This is a genomic window from Tardiphaga sp. vice304 (assembly GCF_007018905.1).
Classification (GTDB): Bacteria; Pseudomonadota; Alphaproteobacteria; order Rhizobiales; family Xanthobacteraceae; genus Tardiphaga.
The window spans coordinates 4,318,213-4,337,815 of record NZ_CP041402.1 but is presented as its reverse complement, the minus strand read 5'-3'; the positions used below and the strand labels follow the sequence as shown (position 1 = coordinate 4,337,815).

The window sequence follows — 19,603 nt, the reverse complement described above, 5'->3', positions numbered from 1 at the left end:
TCCGGCCGAGATGGCCTGCGGGGTTGCCGTAGGCTATTACTGCTTGGTTGCGACCCAGCGTCCCGCGCATCCATCGGATCGCTGAAAACTTCCCGATCCGGTACGGCCGGAGAGGCGGCCCTGGCTGGTGACGCGAATGCCGCTGTAGTTTCCGCTTCCACGCACGCTTCCATTGGCGCTCACCGCCGCGCTGCCGTTACCGTTTTTTCCCATCATCCTTCCGCTCGTCACGACGAATTGTTCCGTGAGGGTGTCGGAACAGCCGGAGGTGCCTGCGCTCGATATCGACCAGACGCCGTCGAAATTTCCGCCGCCGCCACCAGCGCCGTTGCCACGGTTGCGCGGCGCGGTCTCCTTGCGCGGCGCGCGGCGCTCCGAGCGTTCGCGGGGCGCAGGCGCTCCCGATCGAGGTTCCGGGGAGGAGCCCGACAACGTCTTGTTGTCATTGCCAAGGCTGCCGCCGGTGGCGCCCTGGGCAAAGGCCGCGCAGCCAGACAGAATAAGCGCTGCGCAGATCATCAATCCGGATCGAAGGCACATATCAATGGCTTTCCAAAATGGCTTGCTTACAATTTTGCGTCGGGACCATTGACGGTGTTGGCGCAGATTGCGCCGACTACCGGGCAGGATCTACCAGCCTTGCTGCACTGATCGATGGCGGCATCGCGTGCCTGCGCCAGCGTCGAGCGCTGCACCAGCGACCAGTTGCCGCCCAACGCCGCGAAGGCGCCGCAACTTGTACCGAAGAACGACAGCTCGAGCGGGCAGGCGGCCGTGCCGCATTTGGCGCGAGCCTCGGCGACTGCCGACTTGCGCGACGGCTGATCCCACGACATGCCCCACTTCTTGTCCTTGACGTCGAACACGATCGAGCCCCACGGCTTCAAGTCCTTGGTCCCGCGCAGCCGTTGCAGCAGGCCTTCGGTCGCCTCGCCGGTGGGCGGCAGGTTGCCTTTGAGCTGGAAATCACGGATCGCCACCGCGATACCATTCTTGCTGTTGAGTGGCCCAGGATCGAAATTCAGCTCGTAAAGCCGATCGCTGATTTCGGTCAGCTTGATGGGATCGGTGACCGGCAGGCGATCGAAATCAATATTGGGCGCGTCGGGCAGCCGAGCTTCCTGCACTGGTTTTTCCGGAACGATCAGCGGCACGGCGGGCGCCGGTGCGACGAAATAGAAGGTGCCGTCGATCGGTGACGACGACACCCATGGCTGCTGCAAGCCGCCGGTGGCGCGCTTCACCGCAAGGCCGACCTGATTGAAGGTCTGAAAAATATCGAGCCCGGACCGGCGCACCATCGTCGCCAGCGCCTTGGTATAGGGGCTGTTGCCGTTGGTACCGTCCTGGGCAACGCTGCCGGGCTGGGTGGCGTAGGAGATAAGTGTGCCCTCCGGCGCGCGCATCTGGGCAAGGCCCCCTTCGGCCGCGCGCAGGCCGCGGGCACCGAACGGATTGTTGCGGCATGCATCGAGGATAACCATGTTGAGCCGGGTGCCCGAGCCCTGCATCTGCCGCAGCACCAGATTGACGTCGACCATCTGAAAGTCGACGTCCGCTTCGCGGGTCGGGTTGGCATTGACCGGAACCAGATAGTTGGCGCCGGAGATCTGCACGCCGTGTCCGGCATAATAAAACAGCGCGACGTCGGCGCCCTGGATCTGGCGGCCGAAATTCTGCACGGCGGAGTCCAGCGCCGCCTTGTCGAGATCGAGTTGCGCGCCGTCACCGACCAGCGCAAAGCCGAGCGCGGTCAGCGTCTCGCCCATCAGCTTTGCATCGTTTCTGGGATTATCAAGGCGGGTGATGCTCTGATAGGCCGCGTTGCCGACGATCAGCGCAATGCGCTTTTCGGCACGTGCCGCACCGGCTGCCATCAGCAATGCCGCCATCACCAGCGCGGCAATATGAGCCAGCGATCTCATGCGATGGACGAAATGGTCCATGGTCCTCACCTTGCAATGGGGACCATCCTAGCCGGGATCGCGTGAAGCGCAATTGGTGTGAGACGCAACTTTCATTCGTTGCGCCGATCTGGCCGACCACCTCGACGCGCGCAGCTGCACTATCCAGGCGAACACTCTCAAGCGTGGATTTCGGAGCCACCTTCCGAGTGGCAGAAAGCGGTCAAGCGTCGACGCCCGGAAGGCCGGCGCTCAGCGCTGCAGCGGCCGGGTCGAGCTTCGCGCGATCAAAAGCGGTCGGGTCACGAGCTGCGGCGCTTGCAGATGAATGCCGTTGATCAGATCGATAAGCAGTTCCGCCGTGCGCTCGCCCATCTCGCGATGGCTGATCCGGATCGTCGAGAGCGGCGGATCGACCAGATCGACCAGGGGCATGTCATTATGCCCGATAACAGACATGTCTTCCGGACAATGGCGGCCTTGCTCGCGTAGCGCTTCGTAGACGCCAAGCGCGAGCAGATCGTTGGCGGCGACGACGGCGGTCGCCTCGGGTCGCCTTGCCAACAGGATGCGCGCCGCCGTAAGTCCGGCCTCGCGGGTGAAGGCGTCGGCCTCCTCGATGTCGGCGTCGCTCATCTCCAGGCCGGCCGCATGCATCGCCTCGACGAAGCCGCGCCGGCGCAGCAATCCTGTCGACAGCGACTGCGGCCCGGCAATGTGCACGATGCGGCGATGACCGAGGCCGACGAGATGCTCGGTCGCAAGCTGCATGCCCGCGATATCGTCGGACACGACGGAAGGAACGCGGGCTTCCTGCTCAGCGCGATTGACCAGCACGACGGGCACCTGGCGGCGAAGACAACGCTCGACCGCGTCGTCTTTCAAGGCGACGTTTGCCAGCACCAGCCCGTCGACCCGGCGGGCCGCCAGCATCTGGATGATGTCGATATTGCCGTCGCTGCGCTCGGCCGATTGGTCGGCGACGATCAGCGCATAGCCACGCGAAGACAGCGCGCGCTCCAGCCCGCTGATGATCGGCGAAAAGACGGGGTTGGCGATGTCCGGGACGATGATGCCGATCAGCTTGGAGCGCCCGCTGCGCAGGCTGGCGGCGACCGTATCGGGACGATAGCCAAGCCGTTCCGCCGCCTCGAGGACGCGTCGAACGACGGGCTCGCCAAGTCGCGCCCTCCGCGCAGGATCCAGCGCTCGCGACACCGTTGACGGATGCACCCCAACCTCGCGCGCGACATCCTTGATGGTCGGTGCTGTTGCCATGACCACTTGTACCGGACGGGCTTGACGCGTGCAATCGATTGCATTACCTTCTGTGCAATCGATTGCACATCCAGTTTTGCACGTAAATACCAGGGAGGCTTCATGATCATCGCGCGTCAGCAGGACGTGACGGATGTCGTGCTCGCGGCGATGGACCGCGCGCCCAGTGAGCGGTTGCGTACCGTCATGGCATCCTTTGTCACCCACCTGCATGCCTTCGCCCGCGACGTGAAATTGACCGAAGCAGAATTCGAGTTCGCGATCGATTTTCTCAATCGCATTGGCCAGGCGACGAATGATAGCCACAACGAAGGCGTGCTGTTCAGTGATGCGGTCGGGCTTTCGACACTGGTCTGCTTACTGAACAACGGCCAGGATGGCGCTACCGAAACCGCCGCGGCGCTGCTCGGCCCGTTCTGGCGCGCGAATGCACCGCCGACGGCGAATGGCGGCTCGATCGTCCGCTCGCCCACGCCGGGTCCGGCGCTGTTTTTCGAGGGCCGCATCCGTGACGCGCAGGGCACACCGGTGCCGGGCGTGCGTGTCGATGTCTGGCAGGCCTCGCCCGCCGGCATGTACGAAAACCAGGACGCGGACCAGGCCGACATGAACCTGCGCGGCGTGTTCGACACCGATGCCGAAGGCCGCTTCGCGTTCCGCTCGGTCAAGCCCGCCGGCTATCCCGTCCCGACGCACGGTCCGACCGGCGATCTGCTGCGCGCGCAGCTTCGCCATCCGTACCGCCCGGCGCATCTTCATGTGCTGGCCTACAAGCCCGGCTTCAAGACGCTGATCACCCAGATATTCGTCGACGATGACGAGCATCTCGAGAGCGATGTGGTGTTCGGCGTGACGCGTGCGCTGATCGGCGATTTCCGCAAAGGCGAGGGCGCGTCGCCCGCGGTGGACGTCACCGGCGAATGGTACAACCTCGCCTACACCTTCACGATGGAGCCCGGCGAAGCCGTGCTTCCCCGCCCCCCGATCAAGTGAATTCAATGACAAAGATACTTTCTGGCAAGACGGCGGTCGTGATCGGCGGCTCCGGCGGCATTGGCGCGGCAGCGGCACAGGCGCTGGCTGCCGAAGGCGCGACCGTGGTGGTGACGTGGCGCTCCGGCGAAGCTGCCGCCACTGCGCTATTGGCGACGCTGCCGGGCACCGGTCATCTTGCGCGGCGCGCGGTCGTGGAAGACAGTTCGAGCCTGAACGCGCTCGCGGCGGACGTCGAGCGCACGCTCGGGCGCTGCGATATCCTCGTCAATACCGCCGGCTATACGCGCCCGATCCCGATCGGCGATCTCGACGCGCTGACGGACGAGTTCATCGACGACATGTTCAAGGTGAACTGGCGCGGCCAGTTCGCCGCGATCCGGGCATTCGCGCCGCTGCTCAAGGCGTCCGGCGACGGCCTGATCGTGAACGTCTCCTCGATCGCCGGGCTGAGCGGCGTTGGCTCCAATCTCGCTTATGCAGCGATCAAGGCCGGCATCGATACGATGACCAAATCGCTGGCGCGGGCCCTGGCGCCTGCGGTGCGCGTGATGTCGGTTTCGCCCGGCGTGGTCGCCACCGACTTTGTGCCGGGCCGCGATGCGGCAGCTCTGGAGAAAGTCGCGCCCACCATCCCGCTGAAGCGCGTCGCGACGGCCGAGGATGTCGGCCGCGCCATTTCGGCCTGCGCCACCCATTTGACCTATTCAACCGGCTCGCTGATCGTCGTCGACGGCGGCCGGGCCCTGTGAGGAATTAATGATGCGACCGATGCTCGACAAAATCGTCATCACCTGCGCAGTGACCGGCAACCTGACCCGGCCGGACCAGACCCCGCATCTGCCGATCACGCCGGAAGAGATCGCCGAAGCCTGTCTCGGGGCGGCGGAGGCCGGTGCTGCCGTCGCGCATATCCATGTGCGGGAGCCCGGCTCCGGCGCGCCGTCGATGAAACTCGAATATTACCAGGACGTCGTGGCCCGCATCCGCGCGCGCAACCGCAGCCTGATCCTCAACATCACGACCGGACCCGGCGGCCGCTTCGTGCCGTCAAAAGACGATCCGAAGGTTGCGGATGCCGGCACGACGCTGATGAACCCCGAAGAGCGCGTCGCGCATATCGCTGCGCTGAAACCGGACATCTGCACGCTTGACCTCAACACCATGAACTCCGGCGCCCAGGTCGTCATCAACACGCCGGGCAACGTGCGCCGCATGGCAAAGGTCATTCGCGAGGCTGGCGTCAAGCCCGAGATCGAACTGTTCGATTCCGGAGATATCGCCTTGCTGCACGACCTGCTTGCCGACGGGACGCTGGGCGGTCCGGCGCTCACGTCCTTCGTGATGGGCGTGAAGTACGGCTTCCAGCCGTCGCCGGAAACCGTGCTCTATGCCCGCGGCCTGCTGCCGGCCGGCGCGCATTTCACCGCGATCGGCATCGGCCGCTCGACCTTCCCGATGGTCGCACAGTCGGTGCTGGCCGGTGGCCACGCCCGCACCGGCATCGAGGACGGCGTCTATCTCGAGCGCGGAGTGCTTGCGCCGTCGAACGCCGCCATGGTCGAGAAGGCGCGCCGTATCATCGAGGAGCTCGGCGCCCAGATCGCCACGCCCGCAGAGGCGCGCGCGCTGTTCGACCTGCCGGCCCAGGCCGCATGACATCGCACCGTCGGGATATCGCATGACTTCCAATGATAGCAACTCAATCACCGCCACCTGCGTCCGGCTTGCCGCCAAGGCCGAGCGTATCGAAAACGTCGCCCCCACGGTCGAGCAGGTCACGCTGACCCGAAGTCGCGCGACCGATGCGATCGTCGAGGTCCGGGCCGCCGCCATCAACCCGTCCGATGCCAAGGCGGCGATCGGCTTCATGCCCCACGCGGTATTTCCGCGCACCCCGGGGCGCGATTTCGCCGGCATCGTCGTGGCGGGGCCCGAGGGTCTGCTCGGCAAGCAGGTGTTTGGCTCCTCCGGCGAACTCGGCATCAAGCGTGACGGCACCCACGCCACGCACCTCGTGGTCGAGGCGCAGGCTTTGGTCGAGAAGCCCGAAAACATAAGTCTTGCGGAAGCGGCCGGCATCGGTGTGCCGTTCGTCACCGCCCAGGAAGGTTTTCGCCGCACCGGCATGCCGAAGCCGGGCGAGACGGTGTTGATCCTCGGCCTCAACGGCAAGGTCGGGCAGGCTGCCGCGCAGATCGCGTCATGGCAGGGCGCAAGGGTGATCGGCGTCGTGCGCAAGGACGAGCCCTATGCGGGCCATGCCCATGGCGAGGTCACCGTCGTGGATTCCTCCCGGGTCGACGTCGCCGCGACGGTGCGCGAACTGACCGGGGGGCACGGCGCCGACATCGTCTACAATACGGTCGGCGAACCCTATTACGAGGCCGGCACCAAATCGCTGGCGCATCTCGGCCGGCAGATATTCATCGCCTCCACCCGGGCCACCGTGCCGTTCGATATCTTCGCCTTCTATCGCGGCAAGCACACGTTCTACGGCGTCGACTCGCTGTCGCTGTCGTCGCCCGATGCGGCCGAGATCCTGCGCGACCTGGTGCCAGGTTTCGCCAGCGGCGCGCTGAAGCCGTTCCCGATCAAGCCGGACGCGATCTTCCCGCTGCAGCGCGCGGCGGAGGCCTATGTGGCGGCGCTCGGCTCGTCGCGCGATCGCCTCATCTTCAAGCCGAACGGATAACGCCCATGCATGTCGTCCGCCTGAACGATGCGCCGCGCTACGAGGCGCCCGGCCACAACGACGTCCGGATGTTTCGGCTGCAGGGCCGCGAGGCCGGCCCCGCCGATGTGATGTGGCTCGGCATGAGCCAGATCCTGCCGGGCGGCGAGATCGTGCCGTCCGCCTCGCCGGAGGAAAAGTTCTACGTCGTGCTCGAAGGCGAAGTAACGTTCGAGACGCCGGACGGCCGCGCCGTACTTGGCACCTGGGATTCCTGCCGCATCGCCCCGAACGAGACCAGGGCGCTGCGCAACGAGACGAAACGCCCGGCAGTGGTGTTGCTTGCAATGCCGTTGCCGTCGACCGCCAGAGGCTAAAGGCCCGGCTCATCAAATGGAGGAAACAATGGATCGTCGACAGTTCATCATCGGATCAAGCCTCGCCGCGACGGCTGCGCTGGCCGGCAGCCCCGCCAGCGCGCAGACCTACCCGACGCAGCTCGTTCGGATCATCGTGCCGTTTTCCGGCGGTAGCATGACCGATATCCTGGCGCGCACCGTGGCCGAGAAGCTCTCGACCAAATGGAAGCAGCAGGTGATCGTCGAGAACCGTCCGGGCATTGCCGGCGTCAGCAGCGTCGCCAAGGGATCGACCGACGGTTCGCAGATCATGCTGACCTCCAACGGGCATAGCGTGGTCGGCGTGGTCAACAAGAACCTCGGCTTCGATCCGGTGAAAGATTTTGCTGCCATCAGCCGGGTGGCGACGACGCCCGCCATTCTCATCGTGCCGCCCGACGCGCCGTTCAAGACGCTTGCCGAGCTGTCCGCGGCCGCCAAGGCCAAGCCGGATGCGCTGAGCTACAGTTCTGCCGGCGTCGGAAGTTCGACCGGCATTGCGGCCGAACTGTTCCGGCAGCTCACCGGCGCAAAGATGGTGCTGGTGCCGCACCGTGGCCTGCCGGAGTCGCAGATCAGCGTGATGCGCGGCGACACCAACCTGGCATTCACCTTCTTCAACGTCGGCGGCGACCTGATCCAGTCGGGCAAGTTGCGCGCTCTGGCTGTGACCGGCAACGCGCGCCTGCCGCAATTGCCCGACGTGCCGACCTTCGCGGAAGCCGGCTTGCCGGGTTTCGTTTACGACAGCTGGTTCGGCATGTTGGCTGCGGCGGCAACGCCCAAGGCGATCGTGAACCAGATCGCCCGCGACCTTGCCGAGGTGATGGCCGATCCGGCTATCGGCAAACAGTACGCGGCCCAGGGCGTCACGCTGACGACCTCCACGCCCGAGGCCTTCGAGACCGAACTGCGCAGCGACGCCGAGCGTTACGGCAAGGTCGTCGTGGCGGCCGAGTCGACGCCGCGCTGACATCGGGTGAATGGAACGACGGCCGTCCGCTCTGGCAAGCGTAGACGGCCGCCGTCGGCGACGCGACGGACTCGGCATCACCTGGGAGCTGTTCGATGTCGAGACGATGTATGTCGGCCTGTTCGTCATCGCGATCATCGGCTTCGGAATGAACGCCGGCTTCGACGCGATCGAACGCGCCGTCGTGCCGTGGCGCAAACGGTAAAGCCGCGTTCGGCGCTTCAGAAACATTCCAGTGTCAGATGCTGCGCAACTGCATCTGCTCAAGCACCGCGCGTCCCAGCAGCCCATAGGGATTGCCGAACGTTTCCATCATCTCGAAATGGTTGAAGTTCGGGTTGACGACGTATTGCACGGGCTTGCCCGCGGCCTTCAGCGCAGCTGCAAAGTCCCGGGTCTGGCGCTGGAATTCGGGCGACTCGTAGCTGCCGTGCGCGAGGAACAGCGGCGTCCGGATTCTCGCCAGATGCCGCTGCGTGCTGAACGCCAGTTCGACCTCGTCGGTAAACTTGACGTATTTCGACCGCGCCGAGAGGCGCACCGCCTTGAGGTCGTACAGGCCGCTGGAAAGCACCGCGCCCTTGATGACGTCGTCCGGCAAGTCGTAATCCTTACGCCAGTCCGTCAGCAGGGCGACGCCGGCGAGATGCGCGCCGGACGAGAACCCCGACAGATAGACGCGGGTGGGATCGCCGCCGAAACTCGCGGCATTGCTTACCGTCCAGGCGATCGCGCGACGCACCTGCTCGACCATAGGTGCCAGTTCGCCGTTCGACTCATCGACCGAGATAAAATCGGGCACGACGTAGTGCGCGCCCGCATGCATCAGCATTTCGCCGGGAAAGGCGTAGTCGGAGGCCGGCCGCTGCCGCCAGGCGCCGCCATGAATATGGATGTGAATCGGCGCCTTGGCCTGCTTCGGCGAGAAGATGTCGAGCTTCTGGATTTCCGTCGGTCCGTAGGCTGCGCGCTTGGGATTGCCGACCCTGGTGCGCATGGCGTCGCTGACCGAGGCGTAGCGCTTGATGACCTGCTGGATGTTCGGCGCATATTTCGGCTGGTCGTAGGCGTCGTCGAGCGCCTTCTGGTCCATGTCGAGCCAGACTTTTGTGGCTGCGTCGGTCGCTGTCTGCGCCGCTGCCGATGTCACACTGGCAACCACGCTGGTTGCGGCAATCCCGGCCAGCAACGTACGGCGGTCGATCGGCATTGGCACATTCGGATGGATCACGGGACGTCTCCTTGCAAAGCTGCGACACGGAAAGCAAGAACGCGGCCACTTCGCACAGGGATCTAGCTCGTCGCCTCCCAGACGCCGTCGCGGATCTGCTTGCGGCCGAATTCGCAGACCATATCGTAAAACCGTTCGGCGGCGACGCCAAGCGATCGCATCTTCGGCCGTGCTGCCATCCATGTGATCGACAGATCGCTGATCGGACTGGCGGAGATGCCGCCTTGCTTCAACAAAGCGCGCACGCCGCAGGCGGGAAGCACGGTGTAGCCGAGGCCGGCAACCACGAGGTCAGTCATCAACGGCAGCGTGTTGGCCTCGAAACGGATATTGGGCTGCAGCCCATGCAGTCCGAGGCCGGTCTCGATGGTCAGCCGTAGGCTGTTCGGCCGCATTGTCAATATCAACGGCAGCCCTGCCAAAGATTTAATCGGCGTCTCCTTGCGCATCGACAGTCGGGCGCTGGCCGGTCCGACCAGCAGCATGCGTTCGCGGCCCAGATGCTGCGACGAAATGCCCTGCGTCGGTTCATTGGTATTAGTGATCGCCACGTCGAGCATGCCGTTGGCGACGAGGTCGCGGAGCTGGCCGCTGGTCTCTTCGACGATGCGGACCAGGATGCGCGGGTAGGCCGCATTGAATTTCTCGACCAGCGGCACGGCGATCAGCCCGCGCGGCGAGGGCGGAATGCCGAACGCCACTTCGCCGGAAGGCTCCAGTGTCACGGCCGCCACGTCGCTTTTCAGCAGGCGCAGCTGGCGATCGATGCTCTGCAGGCCTTCATGTAGCTGCTTTCCGGCCTCGGTCAGCATCATGCCGCGGCCGCCGCGTACGAACAGCGGCGTCTGGAATTCTTCCTCGATCGCCTGGATCTGTCGGCTGAGGGTCGGCTGCGACACGCGCAGCGCCTGCGCCGCACCGCTCAGATTGCCGTGCTCGATCACCGAAAAGAAGAAGTCGATCTTTCGCCTGTCCATCGCGCCTCCATGCCGCAGTATACGTTTTCTGAATAGAACGTATGGAAAAAATTCGATTGCTGCATGTAAATGTCGCCGCTAGGCTTTGCGTCGCTGGGACCCGATCGATTGCACCGGAGCTGAACCAATGCGACGTCTTCTTCGTTTGAGCACGATGTTTGCAAGCCTCTTGCTTGCTACCACGATGTCGGCGGGCGCCCAGGAGCCGATCAAGATCGGCGTGCTGCTGCCCTTCACCGGGCCGCTGGCGAAGAACGGCATTGAGAACTGGGAAGCGATGCAGATCGCCCGCGAGATGATCAACGAGCGCGGCGGCGTCAACGGTCGCAAGATCGAGTATCTGCAGGGCGACGCCACCACGCCGAACGCCGCGATCAGCGAGACCGAGCGGCTGATCACCAAGGAGGGCATCAAGATCACGACCGGCTCGTTCGCGTCGCCGATCGCGATTGCCGTCAGTCAGGCGGCGGAGCGCAACGGGGCATTTCACTGGGAGACGACGGGCGCAGCCGAGATCATCACCCGCCGTGGCTTCAAATACACTTTCCAGGTAGGCGCCCCCGCGCGCAAATACGGCCAGGCTGCGGTCGACTTCGTGTTCGACGATCTCGCCAAGCGCTTGAAAAAGCCGGTAACCGACTTGAAAATTGCGCTGCTGTGGGAGAACCGGGCGTTCGGCAAATCGGTCGGCGACGGCATCCGCGCCTATTCGCAGACCAAGGGCATCAAGCTCGCTTACGACGAAGGCTATGACCAGACTGCGACCGACATGACCCCGATCGTGCAGAAACTGAAGGACGTCACGCCCGACATCCTGATCGCGATCTCGTTCCCCAACGACGCCATCCTGTTCCAGCGCAAGGCCAAGGAGCTCGACTTCAACGTCAACGCCTTTGTCGGCGTTAGTGCCGGCTATTCGTCGCCGGACCTGCGCGACTCGATCGGCGATTCCGTGGTCGGCATTTTCGTCGCCGACTTTCCGCCGAAGGTGAATGCCAACGTGCTGAAGCCCGAGGTTAAGAAAGTCGCCGAGGAGTTCTACAAGCGCTACGAGGCCAAGCTGAAGCGCGCGCCCGCCGGCCATGCCGCGGCTGGGTTCTCGGCGATCTGGGCCTTGTTTACCGAGGTGCTGCCGAAGGCCAAGACCTTCCAGCCCGACGAGCTGCGCGAGATCGCGCTCAAGCTCGACCTGCCGGAAGGATCATTGGTCAACGGCAGCGGCATCAAGTTCACCAATTTCGATTGGGCCGACGATCCGAAGGACGCGGGACAGAACCTGCGCGCATCGATTGGCGTCTGGCAGTGGACCAAGGCCGGCAACGAAGAGGTCTATCCGCCGAGCCTCGCCACCAGCGAAGCCGCCATGGTGCCATTGCCGAAGTGGAGCAACCGCTGAACCGGTTCGCGCGGGGACCCGACCCTCGCGCGGCCGCTCGGTCAATGCCATGAGCACCTTCATCCAGCTTGTCTTGTCCGGTGTGCTGATCGGCAGCGTCTATGCGCTGATGAGCATCGGCCTGACCCTGATCTTCGGCGTGCTGCGCATCGTCAACTTCGCGCATGGCGAATTCCTGATGATCGCGATGTACGGCGCCTGGGCGATCTCGCAGCTGTTCGGGCTCAACCCGTATGTCGCGGCGATCGCCATCGTGCCGGCAATGTTCCTGTTCGGGGCCATCGTTTACCGGCTGGTGGTCAGCCCCGCACTCGACAAGCCGCATCTGGTGGTGGTGTTTGCCACCATGGCGCTGTCGATCTTCCTGCAGAACGCCGCGCTGATGGCGATGACCGCTGATCTGCGCGACATTCCCCCGATCTTTGGCCGCTCGCTGACCATCGGCCCGATCTACCTCAAGGTCGAGCTGCTGCTCGGCTTCCTGATCACCATCCTGTGCACCGTCGCCCTGCAGTGGATGATCAAGAAGACCTATCTCGGCAAGGCGATCCGCGCCACGGTGCAGGACGGCGAGGCCGCGATGCTGATGGGCATCCCGGTGCCGCGCATCTTCCTGATCACCTTTGCCGGCGGCTCGGCGCTGGTCGGCCTCGCGGCCTGCGTCATGCTGCCGCTGTTCTCGGTGTTCCCCTCGGTCGGGCTGAACTTCGTGCTGATCGCCTTCGTCATCGTGGTGCTCGGCGGCATGGGCAGCATCGAGGGCGCGCTGTTCGGCGGCATCTGCGTCGGCGTCATGCAATCGCTGAGCAGCTATTACATCGCGCCGGCGTTCGGACAGCTGTTCTTCTTCGTGCTGTTCCTGCTGGTGATGATTTTCCGGCCGAACGGCCTCCTTGGTCAGCAGGGTGCTGCGACCGTCGGCATGAACGAGTAGGGCCATGTCGAGCATCGTCACCACCACCGTTTCAGAACGCCGCATCCCGGTTTTGCCGGAGCGCGGTCGCATCTCCTGGTTCGAGCTGGCGCTGCTGGCGATCTCGCTGGCGCTTGTCGTGTCGGGCATCGCTCCAAGCCTGCGCGACGTGATCCTGCTCAGCTTCCTGTTCGCAGGGCTGGCGCTGGCGTGGAATATCGCCGGCGGCTATGCCGGCCTGATCTCATTCGGCCATTCGGCGTTCTTCGGCGTCGGCGCCTATACGTCGACCATCCTGCTGACGCGCTATGGCATCTCGCCATGGATCGGGATCTGGGCCGGGGCCGTGATCGCCGCGCTGTTCGGTGCGGTGCTGGCGCTGATCTGCGCCCGGCTGCGTGGCCCGTTCTTCATCCTGTCGACGCTGGCCTTCGCTGAGGTCGTTCGCATCATTGCCCTGAACTGGGCCTCGCTCACCGGCGGACCCGAGGGCCTGTCGATCCCGCCGATGTCCAGCCTGAGCGGAATGGTGTTCGCCTCGAAGGAGACCTACGCCGCGCTGATGCTCGGCTATCTGGTCTTCGTCTATGCGATCACCAAGGGCCTCGAGGCATCGCGCTACGGATACTATCTGTTTGCGATCCGCGACAACGAGGATGCGGCGAGCGCCGCCGGCGTCAACCCGCTGCTCGGCCGAGGGCTGGCGATGGCGTTGAGCGCGGCGCTGACCGGCATCGGCGGATCGCTGTTCGCGCAATATTTCCTCTATCTCGATCCGACCTATGTGATCTCGCCCGAGCTCTCCTTTCAGTTCGCGCTGCTACCGGCCGTCGGCGGCCTCGGCACCGCGATCGGCCCGGTGCTCGGCTCCTTTCTGATCACGCCGCTCTCCGAATTGCTGCGCTCCTATCTCGGCAATGCCGCCGCCGGCCTGCATCTCGTCATCTACAGTTTTGGCCTGATCATCGTGATGCTGTATTTCCCAGCAGGTCTGGCCGGCGCGCTCAACAAATTCAAGCGCCGGAGGCCGACGCCATGAGCGCGCTGCTGGAAGTGCGTCATGTCAGCCGCTCGTTCCGCACGACGCTGGCGGTCAACGACGTTTCGTTCGCGGTCGAGCCCGGCGAACTGCTCGGCCTGATCGGGCCGAACGGCGCCGGCAAGAGTACGCTGTTCAATCTGATCGCCGGCGTACTGCCGCCTTCCTCCGGACAGATACTGTTCGAGGGCAGGCCGGTGACCGGCTGGAAAGCGCACGACATGGCGCGGCTCGGCGTTGCCCGCACTTTCCAGATACCGAAGCCGTACCGGCAATTGTCGGTGATCGAGAATGTCATGCTCAGCGCCTTCCTGCGCGAAAAATCGATCGCGGGCTCCCGCAAGCTCGCGGAGGCGACCTTGGCGGATGTCGGCTTGGCCGATTATGCCGGATCGCCGGCAAGCGCGCTGACGGTCGGCCTGCTCAAGCGTCTCGAGGTCGCCCGCGCGCTGGCGATGCGGCCGAAGCTGGTGCTGTTCGACGAGATCATGGCCGGTCTGACGCCCACGGAAGTCGGCGCGATGACCAAATTCGTGGCCGAGTTGCCGGCGCGGGGCATCACCGTGATCTGGGTCGAGCACGTCCTTTACGCCATCATGAAGACGGCGACGCGCATGGTGGTGATCAACCGCGGCAAGCAGATTGCGGAGGGCACGCCGGCGGTGATGGCGCGCGATCCCGCGGTCGTGAAGGCCTATCTCGGTGAGGAGATGATCCTTGCTTGAAGTTCGCAATCTCAACGCCTCCTACGGCGCCGTTCAGGTGCTGCACGATGTCAATCTCACGGTTGGCGCGGGCGAGATCGTCGGTTTGGTCGGCGCCAACGCGGCCGGCAAGAGCACGCTGATGTTCACGCTGGCGGGGCTGCGCACCACCTATCAGGGCGAAGTCCTGCTCGAAGGCATCGCCATGGAGGGCCTGCCGGCGTTCGAACGACCAGCCAGGGGACTGGTGCTGGTGCCGGAGCGGCGTCGGCTGTTCCCGTTCATGACGGTGCTGGAAAATCTCGAGATCGGCGCCTATGCGGCGGAAGCGCGCGCGGTGGCGCGGCAGACGCTCGACGAGGTGTTTACCTTGCTGCCGGTGCTCGCGGAGCGACGCAAGCAGGTTGCGGGCTCGATGAGCGGCGGCGAGCAGCAGATGCTGGCGATCGGCCGCGCTTTGATGGCGAAGCCGCGCGTGCTGCTGCTCGACGAGCCGACGGAAGGGCTCGCACCGATTTACGTGAAATTGCTGTTCGACCTCATCATCGACCTGCGCGCCAAGGGCCTGACGGTGATGATCGTCGAGCAGAACGTGCACCACGTGCTGCACACCGCCGACCGCGCCTACGTCTTGGAGAATGGCCGCATCGTCATGGAAGGCAAGGGCAGCGCGCTGCTCAATGACGAACGGTTGAAGACGGCTTACCTGGGACTCTGACGATGATCACCGACATTCACTGCCATTTCGTCCCGGACGAATTCTTTCGCTTCGCGCAGGCTCGCGACGAATTCGCGATCCGGATCAAGCGGCGGGAGGGCGATCTCGTTGATCTCGATATCCGCGGCATGCATTTCGGGCTTAACACGACGTTTTTCGAGATGGACAAGCAGCGCGAGCGGATGCAGCGCGACGGCGTGGAGCGGACCATCCTGTCGCTGGCGACGCCGTTCATCGACTATTACCTCGACGCCAAAGTCGCGACCGAGGCGGCGCGGGTGTTCAACGATTCGCTGGCATCGGCCATCGCCCCGGACCGGACCCGGTTCGGTGGCTGGGCGTTGCTGCCGATGCAGGACCCGCAGGCTGCAGCAACGGAATTGCGCCGTTGCGTGCGCGATCACGGCTTTGTCGGCGGCCACATCGCGTCCAACGTGCGCGGCGTCTATCTGCACGATGAACGCTTCGAGCCGATCTTCCAGGCTGCAGTAGATCTCAACGTGCCGCTGTTCGTGCATCCCGCCGATCCGCTAGGCAAGGACCGCACCCGCGAATACGAACTGACCATTGTCGCCGGCTATCTGTTCGACAACACCATCAACATCCTGAAGATGATCTGCTCCGGCTTTCTCGACCGCTGGCCGACGCTGAAGCTGGTCTGCGCCCATGCCGGCGCATTCAGTCCGGTGCTGCGGGCGCGGATGCAGCGCGAGGTCGACACCAATCCGGCGTTGTCGAGCACGCTGACCATGCCGGTGGGCGACTATCTGCGCCGGTTGTATTTCGACACCATCTGCTTTGAGCCAGCAATCCTGCGCTATGTCGCCGACGTGGTGCCGGTCGAGCATCTGATGCTCGGCAGCGACGCGCCGTTTCCGCTGGGCGAACCGGATCCCGTCAACTTCGTCAAAAATGCCTTGCCGGCCGATCAGGTCGAGCTGATCCTGCGCCGCAACTTCGACCGCATGCTGGAGGCTTGAATGGAAATCCGAAGGCTCACCACGATCAAGGACGTGATCTATTTCGAAGGCGGACAGGCTGCGTACGCGCCGGTGACGCGCGTCGCCGCCTGCGCCGTGATTGCCAATCCGCTCGCTGGCCGCGCCCAGGACGACCTCGAAGAACTGATCGGCTTCGGCGCCGATCTCGGCGAGCTCCTGGTGCGCGAGGCGCTGACAGTTCTGCCGCGGCCGGCGATCTCCTACGGAAAGGCCGCGATCGTCGGCACCTCCGGCGATCTTGAGCATGCCGCCGCGATACTGCATCCGCGGATGGGCAAGCCGATGCGGGCGGCGATCGGTGGCGGGCAGGCGATCATACCATCCAACGTCAAGATCGGCGCGGTCGGCGCGACCATCGATGTGCCGCTCGGCGACAAGGACGACGTCTGGGTTTTCGACCAGTTCGATACGTTGAGCGTCATGGTGGCCAATGCGCCGCGGCCGGACGAGATCCTCGTCATCGTGGCGCTGGCTGACGGCGGGCGGCCCCGCGCGCGGGTGAAGAAGCCGTCATGACCTCGCAGCCGGCGCAGAACGATGGCGATGATTGCCCCGCTCTGGAGCGTGTTCGGCTCACCGTCAACGGCCGGCTGTTCGAAGCTGACGTCGAGCCGCGACGCCATCTCGGCGATCTGCTCCGCCATGACCTGAAGCTGACCGGCACCCATATCGGCTGCGAACACGGCATATGCGGTGCCTGCACGGTGATCGTCAACGGCGCGCCGGTTCGCTCCTGCCTGATGTTCGCGGGGCAGGCCCATGGCGCCACTATCGTGACCATCGAAGGATTGGCTGCGCCCGACGGCACGCTGCATCCGATCCAGCAGGCGTTCTGGGACCGCCACGGCCTGCAGTGCGGCTTCTGCACGCCCGGCATGATGATGACGATCAAGGCCGTGCTCGCGGACATCCCGGATGCCGACGAGGCCGCGATCCGCGACGCGATCTCCGGCAATCTGTGCCGCTGTACGGGCTACGAGACTATCGTCGATGCCGCGCTGGATGCCGCTCGCGCGCTGCGGGGAAACGTCTGATGGGCGTGCGCTACTTCGGATCCGGCGTGCGTCGGGTCGAGGATCCCAGGCTGATCACCGGGCAGGGTCGCTATCTCGACGATCTCGCCATCACCGGCGTGCTGCATGCCGCCTTCGTGCGCGCTGCCCATGCGCATGCGCGCATCGTCAGCGTCGATCCCGCGGCGGCGCGACAACTGCCCGGTGTCATCGCCGTCTACACCGCGGCGGATCTCGGAGAGCTTGCCAGCAAACGGCTGCCGCATACGGTTCCTGTCGGCAATGTCCGGCAGCCCCTGAACTACCAGCCACTCGCCGATCGCGAAGTCTGCCACGTCGGCGTGCCGATCGCCGTGGTGATCGCCGAGAGCCGCGCGATCGCCGAGGATGCCGCGGCGCTGGTCGAGGTCGATTACGAGGTGCTCGACGCCGTCGTCGACTGGCGCCGGGCGCTCGATGCCGGCGCGCCGCGCGTTCATGCGGAATCGCCGGACAATGCGGTGGCCTCGCTGCATGGCCGTTTCGGCGACGTCGAAAAGGTTTTTGCGAGTGCGCCGCATGTGTTCTCGGAAACTTTCGAGGTGCACCGCGGCGGCTGCCACTCGATGGAATGCCGCGGCGTCGTGGCGATGCCGGACCCGATGGGCGACGGTCTGACGGTATGGACGTCGACCCAGATGCCGCACATGGTGCGGCGTCTGATCGCGGATCATCTCGGCCGCGAGGAGCGCACGGTGCGCGTGATCGCGCCGGACGTCGGCGGCGGCTTCGGCCCCAAGGGTGTGTTCTACCCTGAGGAAATCGTGCTGCCGCTGGCGGCGTTGAAGCTGCAGCGCCCGGTCAAATGGGTCGAGGATCGCAGCGAGCATTTCGTGGCCACCGCGCAGCAGCGCGACCAGGCTTGGGCACTCGAGGTCGCGGCCGATGCCGACGGGCGCCTGCTGGCCGTTCGCGGCCGCTGCCTGCACGACAATGGCGGCTACGTTCCCTACGGCCTCGGCGCGGCGGTGACGTCGCTGGCAGCGTTTCCAGGCCCCTATGCGCTGCAGGCGGTGGATATCAGGATCGATATCGTGTTCACCAATCTGGTGCCCAACACGCCGGTGCGTGGCGCAGGCCGTCCCACCACCTGCTTCGTGCTGGAACGGCTGGCCGATCGCGTGGCGCGCGAATTGTCGCTCGATCCCGCCGAGGTGCGGCGGCGCAGCTTCGTGCGCAAGGACCAGTTCCCCTACCTCACCGGCATGAACGCGCGCGACGGTTCGCCGATCACCTATGACAGCGGCGATTATCATGCATGCCTGGAGGCCGTGCTGGACCGTGCCGGCGGCGATTTCGCCGAACGGCAGGCGGCGGCGCTGGCCAAGGGTCGCTATCTCGGCCGCGGCATTGCGAGCTACACCGAGGATACCGGGCTGGCGCCGTTCGAAGGCGCGACCATTCGCGTCGAGCCGAGCGGCAAGGTCGTCATCTTCACCGGCGCGGCGAGCCAGGGACAGGGGCACGCCACGATCTTTGCGCAGATCTGCGCCGACATTCTCGGCGTGCGCCTCGAGGATATCGTCGTCGAAGCCGCGGACACCGCGAAGTTTCCGCTGGGCATCGGCGCCATTGCCAGCCGCACCGCGGTGACCGCGGGATCTTCGGTGCATCAGGCCGCCGTTGCCGTGCGCGCCAAGGCGCTGAAGGTGGCGAGCGAGATGCTCGAAGCTTCCGAAGCCGATCTGGTGCTGGAGGACGGCGCGGTACGGGTGGTCGGCGCCGCCGGACTGCATGTGCCGCTCAGCCAGATTGCCTCGCGCCTGAACGGCATGAGCGGCATCCCGATCGTGCCCGGGGTCGAGCCGGGCCTTTCGGCCACGGCCTATTATGAAGCGCGCAAGAACACCTTTGCCAACGGGACGCATCTCTCCGAAGTGGAAGTCGCTATCGACACCGGCCGGGTCGAGATCACCCGCTATGTGGTGGGGCATGATTGCGGTCTGCTGATTAATCCGATGCTGGTCGACGGCCAGGTGCGCGGCGGCGTCGTCCACGGCATCGGCAACGCGCTGTTCGAGCGCATGATCTATGACGAGGCCGGTCAGCCGGTCACGACGACCTATGCCGACTATCTGCTGCCGACGGCGCCGGAAGTGCCGCGGATCGAAATCATCCACATCCAGTCGCCGTCGCCGCTGAACCCGATCGGGGTCAAGGGCGCGGGCGAGGGCGGCACCATCCCTGCGGCGGCCTGCATCATCGCCGCGATCGAGAATGCGCTTGCGCCATTCGGCATTCGCGTCAACGAGCACCCGGTCTCGCCGGCGCGGCTGCGCCAGTTGATCAGGGCGGCAATGCCCGCCGGCCACATGGCGGGCGCCACCATTTGACATCATCGCGCGCGAGCGC

At 65.0% G+C, this 19,603-nt stretch carries 21 protein-coding genes; 16 read left to right on the top strand and 5 right to left on the bottom strand.

Annotation, left to right across the window (positions count from 1 at the left end):
- Positions 1–36: 36 nt before the first annotated feature.
- The 3 genes from FNL56_RS20635 to FNL56_RS20625 form a co-directional block, all read right to left on the bottom strand.
- Positions 37–540: a hypothetical protein gene (locus FNL56_RS20635; RefSeq protein WP_143574819.1), complete on the bottom strand. Its 504-nt coding sequence runs from the start codon at positions 538–540 to the stop codon at positions 37–39.
- A gap of 26 nt (positions 541–566) precedes the next feature.
- Entirely contained in the window at positions 567–1,946 is a 1,380-nt protein-coding gene (locus FNL56_RS20630; RefSeq protein WP_441351240.1) for a caspase family protein, read from the bottom strand.
- A 210-nt stretch (positions 1,947–2,156) separates the two neighbouring features.
- On the bottom strand, positions 2,157–3,182 hold the full coding sequence (locus tag FNL56_RS20625) for a LacI family DNA-binding transcriptional regulator (protein ID WP_143574818.1): 1,026 nt from the start codon (positions 3,180–3,182) through the stop codon (positions 2,157–2,159).
- Positions 3,183–3,284: 102 nt separating this feature from the next.
- Between FNL56_RS20625 and FNL56_RS20620 the strand changes: the two genes are divergently transcribed.
- The 7 genes from FNL56_RS20620 to FNL56_RS20590 are packed head-to-tail and all read left to right on the top strand — an operon-like array spanning position 3,285 to position 8,425.
- Positions 3,285–4,175: a dioxygenase family protein gene (locus tag FNL56_RS20620; RefSeq protein WP_143576293.1), complete on the top strand. Its 891-nt coding sequence runs from the start codon at positions 3,285–3,287 to the stop codon at positions 4,173–4,175.
- 5 nt (positions 4,176–4,180) lie between these two features.
- Complete coding sequence (locus FNL56_RS20615) at positions 4,181–4,927, top strand: SDR family NAD(P)-dependent oxidoreductase (RefSeq protein ID WP_143578232.1); 747 nt, start codon at positions 4,181–4,183, stop codon at positions 4,925–4,927.
- A gap of 19 nt (positions 4,928–4,946) precedes the next feature.
- The gene (locus FNL56_RS20610) at positions 4,947–5,834 is read left to right on the top strand and encodes a 3-keto-5-aminohexanoate cleavage protein (protein ID WP_143574816.1); all 888 of its coding nucleotides are present in this window, start codon (positions 4,947–4,949) and stop codon (positions 5,832–5,834) included.
- 22 nt (positions 5,835–5,856) lie between these two features.
- Entirely contained in the window at positions 5,857–6,870 is a 1,014-nt protein-coding gene (locus FNL56_RS20605) for a quinone oxidoreductase family protein (protein WP_143574815.1), read from the top strand.
- A gap of 5 nt (positions 6,871–6,875) precedes the next feature.
- Entirely contained in the window at positions 6,876–7,226 is a 351-nt protein-coding gene (locus FNL56_RS20600; protein WP_143574814.1) for a cupin domain-containing protein, read from the top strand.
- Positions 7,227–7,254: 28 nt separating this feature from the next.
- Positions 7,255–8,220 carry a tripartite tricarboxylate transporter substrate-binding protein gene (locus tag FNL56_RS20595; protein WP_168202988.1) on the top strand — a complete coding sequence of 322 codons (966 nt, stop codon included), beginning with the start codon at positions 7,255–7,257 and terminating at the stop codon, positions 8,218–8,220.
- A 10-nt stretch (positions 8,221–8,230) separates the two neighbouring features.
- Positions 8,231–8,425, top strand: coding sequence for a hypothetical protein (locus FNL56_RS20590; RefSeq protein ID WP_143574812.1), 195 nt, complete (start codon positions 8,231–8,233; stop codon positions 8,423–8,425).
- 33 nt (positions 8,426–8,458) lie between these two features.
- Here the strand turns inward: FNL56_RS20590 and FNL56_RS20585 are convergent, their stop codons facing one another.
- Together FNL56_RS20585 and FNL56_RS20580 are read right to left on the bottom strand one after the other, a co-directional pair.
- The gene (locus tag FNL56_RS20585) at positions 8,459–9,451 is read right to left on the bottom strand and encodes an alpha/beta hydrolase (protein WP_168202987.1); all 993 of its coding nucleotides are present in this window, start codon (positions 9,449–9,451) and stop codon (positions 8,459–8,461) included.
- A 62-nt stretch (positions 9,452–9,513) separates the two neighbouring features.
- On the bottom strand, positions 9,514–10,428 hold the full coding sequence (locus FNL56_RS20580) for a LysR family transcriptional regulator (RefSeq protein WP_143574810.1): 915 nt from the start codon (positions 10,426–10,428) through the stop codon (positions 9,514–9,516).
- 127 nt (positions 10,429–10,555) lie between these two features.
- Between FNL56_RS20580 and FNL56_RS20575 the strand changes: the two genes are divergently transcribed.
- Genes FNL56_RS20575 through FNL56_RS20535 form a run of 9 tightly spaced genes read left to right on the top strand, consistent with a single transcriptional unit; the run spans position 10,556 to position 19,584 of the window.
- Positions 10,556–11,824, top strand: a complete 1,269-nt coding sequence (locus FNL56_RS20575; RefSeq protein ID WP_143574809.1) for an ABC transporter substrate-binding protein — start codon at positions 10,556–10,558, stop codon at positions 11,822–11,824.
- Between the two features lie 49 nt (positions 11,825–11,873).
- Positions 11,874–12,758, top strand: a complete 885-nt coding sequence (locus FNL56_RS20570) for a branched-chain amino acid ABC transporter permease (RefSeq protein ID WP_168202986.1) — start codon at positions 11,874–11,876, stop codon at positions 12,756–12,758.
- 4 nt (positions 12,759–12,762) lie between these two features.
- Positions 12,763–13,776 (top strand): branched-chain amino acid ABC transporter permease, encoded by a 1,014-nt coding sequence (locus FNL56_RS20565; protein ID WP_143582312.1) that lies wholly within the window; start codon positions 12,763–12,765, stop codon positions 13,774–13,776.
- Positions 13,773–14,501 (top strand): ABC transporter ATP-binding protein, encoded by a 729-nt coding sequence (locus tag FNL56_RS20560; RefSeq protein WP_143574806.1) that lies wholly within the window; start codon positions 13,773–13,775, stop codon positions 14,499–14,501. Before FNL56_RS20565 ends, FNL56_RS20560 begins: the two co-directional genes overlap by 4 nt.
- Entirely contained in the window at positions 14,494–15,198 is a 705-nt protein-coding gene (locus tag FNL56_RS20555; RefSeq protein ID WP_143574805.1) for an ABC transporter ATP-binding protein, read from the top strand. The genes FNL56_RS20560 and FNL56_RS20555 overlap by 8 nt, the downstream gene beginning before the upstream one ends.
- 2 nt (positions 15,199–15,200) lie before the next feature.
- Entirely contained in the window at positions 15,201–16,178 is a 978-nt protein-coding gene (locus FNL56_RS20550; RefSeq protein WP_143574804.1) for an amidohydrolase family protein, read from the top strand.
- Entirely contained in the window at positions 16,179–16,715 is a 537-nt protein-coding gene (locus tag FNL56_RS20545; protein WP_143578230.1) for an amino acid synthesis family protein, read from the top strand.
- Complete coding sequence (locus FNL56_RS20540; protein WP_143574802.1) at positions 16,712–17,233, top strand: (2Fe-2S)-binding protein; 522 nt, start codon at positions 16,712–16,714, stop codon at positions 17,231–17,233. Before FNL56_RS20545 ends, FNL56_RS20540 begins: the two co-directional genes overlap by 4 nt.
- The gene (locus tag FNL56_RS20535) at positions 17,233–19,584 is read left to right on the top strand and encodes a xanthine dehydrogenase family protein molybdopterin-binding subunit (RefSeq protein ID WP_143578229.1); all 2,352 of its coding nucleotides are present in this window, start codon (positions 17,233–17,235) and stop codon (positions 19,582–19,584) included. The genes FNL56_RS20540 and FNL56_RS20535 overlap by 1 nt, the downstream gene beginning before the upstream one ends.
- Positions 19,585–19,603: the final 19 nt, after the last annotated feature.

Excerpts from the sequence above, each read along its gene's own strand:
- FNL56_RS20635 (WP_143574819.1), bottom strand. The coding sequence starts at position 540 with ATGTGCCTTCGATCCGGATTGATGATCTGCGCAGCGCTTATTCTGTCT.
- FNL56_RS20630 (WP_441351240.1), bottom strand. The coding sequence starts at position 1,946 with ATGGACCATTTCGTCCATCGCATGAGATCGCTGGCTCATATTGCCGCG.
- FNL56_RS20625 (WP_143574818.1), bottom strand. The coding sequence starts at position 3,182 with ATGGCAACAGCACCGACCATCAAGGATGTCGCGCGCGAGGTTGGGGTG.
- FNL56_RS20620 (WP_143576293.1), top strand. The coding sequence starts at position 3,285 with ATGATCATCGCGCGTCAGCAGGACGTGACGGATGTCGTGCTCGCGGCG.
- FNL56_RS20615 (WP_143578232.1), top strand. The coding sequence starts at position 4,181 with ATGACAAAGATACTTTCTGGCAAGACGGCGGTCGTGATCGGCGGCTCC.
- FNL56_RS20610 (WP_143574816.1), top strand. The coding sequence starts at position 4,947 with ATGCTCGACAAAATCGTCATCACCTGCGCAGTGACCGGCAACCTGACC.
- FNL56_RS20605 (WP_143574815.1), top strand. The coding sequence starts at position 5,857 with ATGACTTCCAATGATAGCAACTCAATCACCGCCACCTGCGTCCGGCTT.
- FNL56_RS20600 (WP_143574814.1), top strand. The coding sequence starts at position 6,876 with ATGCATGTCGTCCGCCTGAACGATGCGCCGCGCTACGAGGCGCCCGGC.
- FNL56_RS20595 (WP_168202988.1), top strand. The coding sequence starts at position 7,255 with ATGGATCGTCGACAGTTCATCATCGGATCAAGCCTCGCCGCGACGGCT.
- FNL56_RS20590 (WP_143574812.1), top strand. The coding sequence starts at position 8,231 with ATGGAACGACGGCCGTCCGCTCTGGCAAGCGTAGACGGCCGCCGTCGG.
- FNL56_RS20580 (WP_143574810.1), bottom strand. The coding sequence starts at position 10,428 with ATGGACAGGCGAAAGATCGACTTCTTCTTTTCGGTGATCGAGCACGGC.
- FNL56_RS20575 (WP_143574809.1), top strand. The coding sequence starts at position 10,556 with ATGCGACGTCTTCTTCGTTTGAGCACGATGTTTGCAAGCCTCTTGCTT.
- FNL56_RS20570 (WP_168202986.1), top strand. The coding sequence starts at position 11,874 with ATGAGCACCTTCATCCAGCTTGTCTTGTCCGGTGTGCTGATCGGCAGC.
- FNL56_RS20565 (WP_143582312.1), top strand. The coding sequence starts at position 12,763 with ATGTCGAGCATCGTCACCACCACCGTTTCAGAACGCCGCATCCCGGTT.
- FNL56_RS20560 (WP_143574806.1), top strand. The coding sequence starts at position 13,773 with ATGAGCGCGCTGCTGGAAGTGCGTCATGTCAGCCGCTCGTTCCGCACG.
- FNL56_RS20550 (WP_143574804.1), top strand. The coding sequence starts at position 15,201 with ATGATCACCGACATTCACTGCCATTTCGTCCCGGACGAATTCTTTCGC.
- FNL56_RS20545 (WP_143578230.1), top strand. The coding sequence starts at position 16,179 with ATGGAAATCCGAAGGCTCACCACGATCAAGGACGTGATCTATTTCGAA.
- FNL56_RS20540 (WP_143574802.1), top strand. The coding sequence starts at position 16,712 with ATGACCTCGCAGCCGGCGCAGAACGATGGCGATGATTGCCCCGCTCTG.
- FNL56_RS20535 (WP_143578229.1), top strand. The coding sequence starts at position 17,233 with ATGGGCGTGCGCTACTTCGGATCCGGCGTGCGTCGGGTCGAGGATCCC.